At 58.6% G+C, this 7,560-nt stretch carries 5 protein-coding genes, 1 other RNA gene and 2 pseudogenes; 3 read left to right on the top strand and 5 right to left on the bottom strand.

All coding sequences use genetic code 11. The features are described from left to right. Positions 1-136: 136 nt before the first annotated feature. The 5 genes and pseudogenes from XAXN_RS04945 to XAXN_RS04925 all read right to left on the bottom strand — a co-directional run. Positions 137-676: pseudogene (locus tag XAXN_RS04945) on the bottom strand (AAA family ATPase); the annotation flags it as partial. A 7-nt stretch (positions 677-683) separates the two neighbouring features. Next, the gene (locus tag XAXN_RS04940) at positions 684-1,343 is read right to left on the bottom strand and encodes a 2OG-Fe(II) oxygenase (RefSeq protein ID WP_054318720.1); all 660 of its coding nucleotides are present in this window, start codon (positions 1,341-1,343) and stop codon (positions 684-686) included. Between the two features lie 26 nt (positions 1,344-1,369). Then, positions 1,370-2,548 carry an aminotransferase family protein gene (locus tag XAXN_RS04935; protein WP_174515481.1) on the bottom strand — a complete coding sequence of 393 codons (1,179 nt, stop codon included), beginning with the start codon at positions 2,546-2,548 and terminating at the stop codon, positions 1,370-1,372. Positions 2,549-2,609: 61 nt separating this feature from the next. Beyond that, entirely contained in the window at positions 2,610-3,653 is a 1,044-nt protein-coding gene (locus XAXN_RS04930; RefSeq protein WP_054318718.1) for a sulfotransferase family protein, read from the bottom strand. Continuing rightward, positions 3,646-4,524 carry a TauD/TfdA family dioxygenase gene (locus XAXN_RS04925; protein WP_134980183.1) on the bottom strand — a complete coding sequence of 293 codons (879 nt, stop codon included), beginning with the start codon at positions 4,522-4,524 and terminating at the stop codon, positions 3,646-3,648. The genes XAXN_RS04930 and XAXN_RS04925 overlap by 8 nt, the downstream gene beginning before the upstream one ends. A gap of 135 nt (positions 4,525-4,659) precedes the next feature. Between XAXN_RS04925 and XAXN_RS20610 the strand changes: the two genes are divergently transcribed. The 3 genes and pseudogenes from XAXN_RS20610 to XAXN_RS04910 all read left to right on the top strand — a co-directional run bounded on the left by XAXN_RS20610 (position 4,660) and on the right by XAXN_RS04910 (position 7,360). Further along, a non-coding RNA gene (locus XAXN_RS20610) (sX9 sRNA) lies at positions 4,660-4,736 on the top strand. Positions 4,737-5,603: 867 nt separating this feature from the next. Then, positions 5,604-6,767: pseudogene (locus tag XAXN_RS04915) on the top strand (IS3 family transposase). A 146-nt stretch (positions 6,768-6,913) separates the two neighbouring features. Further along, entirely contained in the window at positions 6,914-7,360 is a 447-nt protein-coding gene (locus tag XAXN_RS04910; RefSeq protein WP_042822186.1) for an avidin/streptavidin family protein, read from the top strand. Positions 7,361-7,560 lie beyond the last annotated feature (200 nt).

Genomic DNA, 7,560 nt, shown 5'->3' with positions numbered 1-7,560 from the left:
CATCAAAGCATGGGATCAAACGCCTAGCTGTCGGTGAGGGGGACTCATAGGGTCTCCTCGGAGGAGCGCGAGGAACCCTCTGCTTATGTCAGCCCACGTAGGAATGGTCCACCGCGGAGAATCTCCAGTTCCACGCCACGATCGCAAGGGCGGCGTCATCTGGCAATAGCATGGATGTATCAACGCAAAGATGGCTGTCTGCTTGGATCGCGAGCGTATATGCGCATTGCTGCAGGATCGCCGAAAGTTCACTGCTGCTTTTCACCTTTCCGAAAGCGCGTCTGTCGATGTTTTCGACTCTGTCCAGAAGCTGGCTGCGCTGCGCGGTGAGCTGAACAAAGTGCGGCGTCACCAGATGATCTGCGCAGAGCGTCTTCAGCGTGTCGATGTACCAGTCGTCCTTCGGGCCGCCGTAGCAGAACGTCGTGATGATGGTGCGGGAGTCGGACTTAAACAGGAGCTTCAGCGCATGGAGCCTGAGTTCGCACGCAAACTGCCTGCGCGCGTCGAAGCCGCTATCGGCACCCAGTAGCTCGATGGCGAGATCGTAGGTCAGGTGATTGTGAAAAAGGCATGCGGACAGCCGATTCGCTAGCGCCTTCCCAACGGTCAATTTTCCGACGGCAGGCGGGCCATAGAGCATGACGAACTGTCTATCGTGGTGGGACAAGGGCATCCTCGCGTCATTGGGCTGTGCTTGTGGTCCCGGGCGCATAGTAGGTGACATTGAGCGTGTTGCGAGTGACGCTGCCCGTGGTGCACAGCCGCGTCACTTCGTGCCAGGTGTCTTCGTAGGTCCCATCGCGAATGATCACTGTCGCGTTTCCGACAATAGGGAGCACAACGTGGCGCGCGTCATGGTGATAGCGTGGATCAAGAATACGAAGCAGCCCGCCCCAATCGCGCTCCCAGTGGGCGTTGAAGTAGATGATCAGGCGAAATCCCTGGCACAACGATGCATCGACGTGGGGCAGGTAATGGGTGTCCTGCCCTCCACGAAACGCAATGGCCTCCATCGGAAATTTGCTCAGGTCTGTTCCGCAAAAGTGGGACATCGCGGACCTGAAGTCCTCCGACACGAGCTCGCCGCACATCGCCTGCCACGCATCCGTTAGCACCGCTGTCTGGTCGACGCCGATCGAGCCCAGAGGGACGATCGTGCGTCGATAAAAATGCCCGCCGTTGCGTTCCCGGAAGTTGAATCCCTCTGTCGGAAATTCATCTGCGAGTTTGTTCGCCAAGGCGTCGTTTTGCCATATGTTTTGCAGTTCTCCCCATTGGAACGGCGCGTTGTGGCGCGTTCCTCCTGCAATCTGCCTGAGCGCGAAGTATGCGGACGTCATGTTCTCCCTCGTACGAAAAGAAAGCGTCAGTGATGCAAAGCGTTGTCTATCGCATGGCTCAATCGTTGCGCCAACTCGTCGATCTCGGCGTCATCGATCATGAACGGCGGCGCGAGCTTGAGATGTCGATCCGCAGCGCCAATGAACAGACCGTGTCGACGCGCGTCGTGTTGCGCTTGGCTACATGCCGCTGGCGACGAAAAGGTGATCGACAACATCAATCCTTTCCCTTGCACACTCACGACATCGTCGGTCGCGGGTAGACGGTCACGAATCGCCTGCAGCAAGCGCGTACCCTTCGCTTTGACCCGTTCGTAGCAATCCTCGGCATCCAGGTGCTCGAGAATGAATAAAGCTGCGCGGCATCCCAGCAGGTTGCCGGACTGGGTATGGCCGTGGCGGAAAAACGGGAGCGGCTGTGTGGCGAAGACATCGGAGATCTTGGCGGTCGTCATGATGGCGGTGATCGGGAAGCCGCCGCCGAGACATTTGCTGAAGATCACAATGTCCGGACTCGCGCCTTGGGACACTGACTCGCACAGGACACCGGTGCGGCCGATGCCACAATACACTTCGTCGAAGATCAGCGGAATATCGTACGCCCTGGCGAGCGACGACAGGACTCGCAAGAAGCCATCTGGAAACTGTCGAGTTCCCGCCATCGCCATCACCGGTTCGATGATGATCGCCGCCACGGTCGATCCATGCTCGGCAAGAAGCGCTTCCCATTCTGCCGCGTCGTCGATGCTCTGCGGCAATGGCATCGTCAGTGAGCAATCTGCGACAAGCGCCAAGGAGCCTTCGTTGATGAAGGCGCGTCGTGTCGCGAGCATCGCGCCAAGCGTGCAGCCGTGATACGCACCGTCGATGGCGACGACTTTCATCCGCTGTGGCTGCCCGCGACCGCGTTGATACTGCCAAGCCATCTTCAGTGCGGCTTCGACCCCCTCGCTGCCGCTTCCTACCAGGAACGTATGCACGAGTCCGGCTGGCGCCAATACATTGCTTAGCCGCTCTGCAAGCGCTTCGGGTAGGAGCGTACTCGTCCCGATGTTGCATGCGTGCACCAGACTGTCCATCTGCCGTTTGACGGCGTCGATCAGTGCCGGGTGAGAATGACCGAGGCAGTGGTTGTAGCTGCCGGAGATGCCGTCCAGATAGGGCTTGCCCGCATCGTCGTAGAGATAAATCCCTGTGCCACGCACGATCCTGGGGCGACAATCCTCAAGGGTCATTGGCGTATACGGTGGCCAATAACCGCGCGGCCTAGATGTAGCGTTCATAGGGTGTCCCTTTAATCGAGCATCTCAGTTGCGCGTCGTTTGCGACTATTGACGCGATCGACGCGGTTTCCTTTTTTCCGGTTCCCGGTTCCAGTCGTACGACCGATACTCCCAGGAACGCGAGCAGCTCGGCATGTGTGCTCTCAGGGTTGCCGAGCAGTTGCTCGTATTCGATGGAGAGGATGTCGTGGTGGCCGAAGCGTTCGCAGAACGCAGCGCGATTGGCGAGGTCGTGATCGATGAAATCCACGAGTTCCTTTTGCGCTACGGACAGCCTGACATAGCCTGGCGCGGGCTCATCGTCCCTGCCGACATACCAGATATTATCGATTAGGCTTTTTCTCAGAGAGACCATGCGCTCAAGGCGATTGCGTCGATCCAGCAGAATGATCTTCAGTTCAGGCAAGCCAGCCAACGTCTCCCAAACATTGGCGCCCCCCCATTCCGAGTCGAGATCGCGAAAGAGCACGAACCCGACAGCTTGCACGTACTCAAAGTACGGGCGAAACAGATGTCGCTCGAGGATATGTTCCGCAGTGGTGTCCTGTACGCAATAGGGTAGCAAGTGTTGACCGAACCGATTGAATGCTTCGCCATGCATCTCGATGCATGGGTGGGAGCCCAGCAGCGTGCGCAACAGGTGCGTCCCGGAACGAGGCGTCGAGATGATGACGAATTTCGTGTACTGCTTCTGCGCCGAGGCAACCGTGCCGTTCAGGCTGCCGCCCACCCATTTGTTGTGCTGCGCCTGGACAACCTTCGCGCGGAATAGATCAAAGACCTCTGGCGAGTGCTTTGCCAGACCGAGCAACGGTGCGATCACCTCGTCCCCCCGTAGCCCTTTGCTACTCCAGTTTCTTCCACCGTTCCGGTACTCGCGAACGAATTCGACGATCGCCGCGGTCATGGGCGGGGCGATCGGGTGTGCTGCAAGATCGCTGCCAATGCGTGCCTCAAGTTCGCTGGTTGGGTACGAAATCCACAAGGACCATTGGGACGCAAGCAGTGGCGCCGATGTCTCAGCCATTCGAGCGGCGCCTGCTGTCAGGGTCCTTCGAACGAAGCGCGGCGGACCGTATCTGCACGGCGCATGCGCCAGGAGCGGAGAGAAACAGGCCTCGCAGCAGAATACGCGGGTTGCCCGGATCTTCGACGTAGGCGCCTCGTCCGTGCGAGAGCTGGTCATTGCGCATGATCAATGCTTGCCCCTTTCGCAGCGGAAAACTCAATGTGTAACCACTGTCCGGCTTGGTGAGACGCGTCAAGTAAGCAGTCGCGTCGAGCACTCTCGGGTCCATGCGCCGGCAATAGTCCCAGTCGGCCGTCACGTCCAGGGTAAACCCACCAACCAGTGTGCCGTCTTCTTCTGCGAGGAAGATCGAGCCGACGTGTTCGTACTGCCTATCTGGCCGCGGATCGGTAGACCTGCGTCGGAACGCCTTCGGGGCCAGGAGACATTGGGCGAGATCAGGGTGATGGTGGGCAAGGGTCTGAAATGCCGACACGCTGTCGAACAGGATCGATTCGCCGCCACGCAGCGCGTGCTGCTTGCAAAGGAGAATCGAGGTCTTGATCGTGCCGATGGGCAGATACGAACCGTCTGTGTGCAATGCCACGCTTGACGTACTGTTGAAGACATCATGCACGCCTGTGGTCAAGCCACCGATCTGGTTCATGCCTGACGGCGACATGCCTTCCGTGTGCAGGCGACGATTGAAGTCAGACTGATACATCGGGCCAAGACAATAGCGCGCCGACATCTGCTTGAAATCGGATGCATCGAATCGCCATTGGTCCCTGACTATCGCGAATCCATATCTGCCAACGTCATGCATGACTGCTGTGACATCGTCCGCATCAAGCACCTGTGCAGACCAACCGCTGAAACGACTTTGCATACCACTTCTCTGATGAGGATTAAGGTTGGCGCGTGACGCCCCGAGGAGAGGTCTAGGCTTCAGGTTTTCACTAAGAGCGGCTAACAAAACTACTGCGCAGCCGCCGGACGTGCGCGGCCGGTGCTCGGAATCGGCATGTACCACTTGTACACCGCGGTTCTGAGCGCGCCGTCCACACCCTCCTGACGACTGCTCGCTACGTTTTGTTAGCCGCTCTAAGGCACGGCGCGATTGCCCGCCGACTTTATATCTATTAAATTTACATATTTTCTATATGATGGGGCCTTGTGCTTTCTCGAAGGGCAGACACGTCCTGCGTCTGGATCGAGACATTATTGCTCAACAGGTTCTCTTATGTCCTCGGCGAGATACCGCCGAAATCTGTCTTGAGCGCGCGTTTGTCGATGTCGATGACGTCCATGAAACGCTCGCCATTATCTATGCAAAGAATTTGGCCGACCGTGATGACGTAATCATTCTAAAAATGCACGCGAGTCTGCCCATAAACTTGACCGAAGATGCTGGTCCCACTCAAGGTCCGAGTGCAACACTCTGGCACTGACTGCAAGGCCCCGGGATTCCGGGGCGGTTCGCCACATGATTGACGTAGAGGCGATTCCGGAGCCGTACAAGATTGAACTGGGATCGGCGGTGTGTTTTGTTCTAGTGCGTCCAGCAGCCGAGCATAATCGTCCCCACGGTTGGTAGAGAGCTCTACGCCGCCGACCTTGATGGTGTAGGGCGGGCTTCGTTCCCTTGCAAGGCAGCCAGAGCCTGGCTCAGCAAATCATTCCGCATGCCCGCTCCCTGCAGCATCTGATCGAATGCTTCCGAGAGTGCCACGGCAACGCGTGCTATCACCAAGGAACAAGCGAACTGGACGGAGAAGATAGCGCGAGCCGATGACGCTCTGTAGGTCGGTCGGGACGAATGAAGCGCACATGTAGCCCAGCTGGGCGGCGCAAAAAATAAGGCTTCGGCACGGGGTTTGATACCTAACGCAGGCTCAAGCTGAACGGGTTCACCCCCGTTTTCACGGACACTTACAAGAAGGCCGATTCAGGCCATGAGGAGTGTTCATGTCACAGCGTAGGAAGTTCAGTGCCGAGTTCAAGCGCGGAGCGGTTGAGCCGGCGAGCCAGCCCGGTGTCAGCTGCGCCCAGGTGGCCCGGGAGCTGGGAATTCGCGACACGTTGCTGACCCGTTGGAAGCGCGAGGCACAGAATCTGCGGGCGGCCGCTTTCGCCGGCACCGGGACGCCACGGGACGAAGAGTTGGCTCGACTCAAGCGCGAGTTGGCGCGGGTGACGAAGGAACGTGATGTTTTGCGAGAAGCGGCGACGTTCTTTGCAAAGGGATCATCCTGAAGTATCAGGTGATCGAACGTTGCCGCGATGAGTTTCCGATTCGGCTGATGTGCCGGTGCCTGAAGGTATTCGGCCAGCGGCTATTACGCGTGGAGTAAGCGTCCTGCCAGTCCCCAAAAGGTCGACAATGAGCGCCTGGTCGTACGGATGCGCGAACTACACGAAGACAGCCGCGGTACGTTGGGGGCTGGCCGCATGCGCGAAGACCTGGCTGAGGAGGGCGAGACTGCTAGCCTGAACCCAGTGGCGCGCCTGATGGCAGCCAACGGCCTGCAGGGCTGGCCCCGGCGCAAGCGTGGCGGGCCACGTGCAGGTCCGGCGTGACGCCACCAGGGGTGACTAACCTGCTTGAGCGCGATTTTGTCGCGCTGGAGCAGGAAACCAAGTGGGTCACCGACATCACCGAGATCAAGACCCAGCAGGGCAAGCTGTCTCTGTGCATCGTGCTGGATCTTGACGACCAGCGCATTGTGGGCTGGTCAACGCACGCTCGGCAGGACCGTCAGATGGTGATCCGGGCTGTGCAGATGGCGGTGTGGCAGCGGCAAGGAAGTGATGCGGTGATCCTGCATTCGGATCGTGGCAGTCAGTTTCGCAGCGGTGACTACCAGGAGTATCTCGCGGCGCGGCTAGCGGACTGATTTGTTCGATGAGCGCAGTGGGGCATTGCGGTGACAGCGCTGCCTGCGAAGGCTTCTTTGGGCTGTGCTCAAGCGCGAGCGGATCTATCGAACGAGCTACCCCACACTGGATGCCGCACGAGCGGATGTGTTTGACTACATCGAGCGACTCCACAACCCCAGGATGCGGCGAAGGGTCGCCAAGCAGGATCAGAAGGTTGCAGCTCTTTTAGAACCGTCCGTGATTTCGGGGTAGAGCCCGTTAAATCGGGTTTGAACCCCACCCTGACCTTCGTCAAGTATAAGAGATGGAGACATCCATCCCAGCAATGCGGACCAGGTCGGTGCTATCTAGCTGTTGGCTTGAACCCGCCACCTTTCGCTTGATTACGAGGAGAACTGATGATGTGCATGTCCATGCGTCAATATGCTGCCTGCGTTGCGCTGCTCGGAAGTTGCGTATCGCTCGCCCAGGCCGCGCCAACCTGCAACAACCCGGTAGGCCAATGGAAAAACCAGCTGGGTTCCACACTCACGATCACCGCCGTACAGACCTCCGGGCAGCTCTCGGGCACGTACATCTCGCCTTCCGGCACCACTGGTGCGGTGTATCCGCTAGTCGGCTGGTTTGCTAACCCGGTTGCCGGGTCGACGGCATCGAGCAAACTGCCTGCCATCACTTTTTCGGTGCAGTGGGGTAATTACGGCAGCATGACTGCCTGGACCGGCACCTGTGATGCGTCTGGCGGCGTACCGGCCATCACCACAGTCTGGCACTTGGCGCGGACCGGTTCCCAGTATTCGTGGGACCACATGCTCACCAACAGCGATGTTTTCGTTCCCAAATGAAAGTGCTCGCCTACGCAGCCAGCGCCACTTTGGATTGCTCCCGCCGCTTCCAGAGGGCATAGCTGGTGCCGCCTGCTCTTCAACCAAAGGAAATGCTCATGTTGCGATTGAACGGGTTACGTGGGGTGCTACGGATTGACCCAACCCCACAAAACTGAGCCATCGTAAAGTAGTGATACGCCCAGGCTTTCCTAGACATC

Source organism: Xanthomonas axonopodis (genome assembly GCF_001304695.1).
GTDB classification, from domain to species: Bacteria; Pseudomonadota; Gammaproteobacteria; order Xanthomonadales; family Xanthomonadaceae; genus Xanthomonas; species Xanthomonas axonopodis.
Note: the sequence above shows the minus strand (reverse complement) of the source record. Positions and strands in the feature narration are given on the sequence as shown.